The organism is Mesorhizobium sp. M4A.F.Ca.ET.050.02.1.1 (assembly GCF_003997725.1).
Classification (GTDB): Bacteria; Pseudomonadota; Alphaproteobacteria; order Rhizobiales; family Rhizobiaceae; genus Mesorhizobium.
Window position 1 is genome coordinate 1 of sequence record NZ_RZSG01001284.1, and the last position, 929, is coordinate 929.

At 68.2% G+C, this 929-nt stretch carries 1 protein-coding gene; it reads right to left on the bottom strand.

Translation table 11 applies throughout. The features are described 5' to 3' along the window. Positions 1-929, bottom strand: a 929-nt coding sequence (locus tag EOA33_RS39575; RefSeq protein ID WP_190234518.1) for a hypothetical protein, incomplete at both ends; no start/stop codon positions are given.

The window sequence follows — 929 nt, forward strand, 5'->3', positions numbered from 1 at the left end:
GTCTTGGCCAGTGTTTCGAAGAGCCGGGCGTTGTGCTCGGCGTCGGTCTCGCCTTCGGCCTGCCTGCAGGGCAGGTTTTCGGCGAGGTGCGCGAACAGACGCAGGCCGTAGGCGGCGTCGTCCTCGTCGTCGCGGCGCTCTACGTCGAGCGCCTTAGCCCGTTCAATGCGCGGCCGGTCGTGGCGAAGGTTCCGCTGGTCGCGATCGTCACCACGGATGCGGCCTTCGGCGTGCTGCTGGAGCGTCTGGAACAGGCGCGCATGCCACTGCTCGTCGGTCTCGCCGTAACGCTCGGGCAGCTTGACCGAGCTGGCGAGCGCCTTGGGGGCGATTTCGCGATTGACGGCGCGCCGGATCAGCTCGGGGACGTCGTGGGCCAGATCGGGCCGGCCGCGCTGGATGGCGTTGAGGGCCGCACCTTCGAGGGTCTGTTTGTGCTCGTCGAGGTCGGCTTTCAGAGTGGCGATCTTAGCCACGGCAATGGCAAGCTCTTCGAGGGTGCTGGTGTAGGCGGCGGCGCTGTTGGCGATCGTCGCGCATGTGGTCTCTCCGAAGGCCTGCCGGGCTTCGGCGGCGGTCTCGCGCTCATGGGCGGCCACCTTGGCGTCACGAGCGGCGCGCAGCGTCAGGACCGTCTGCTGGGCGTCGGTGAGCTGCCGCTGGTAGTGGTTCAACGCCTTGTCGTCGAGCACGTCGACGTCGGCCCGGCGGGCTTCGAGGGCGACGAGCTGCTGCTCGGTGTTGGCGAGCTTGGCCTCGATGCGCCCGATCTCGTTCGATCGCAGCGTGAAATCGGCGTTCTTGCCGTTTGTGCGGCGCTTCGGCCTGCTCGCGTTGACAAGAGCTTTCAGCAGCTCGTCGAGTGGCAGGCCGGCTAGGTCGCTGGCGCCTGCCGGCGGCAGCTTGAGACCGCCTTCTTCGGCCCGCTG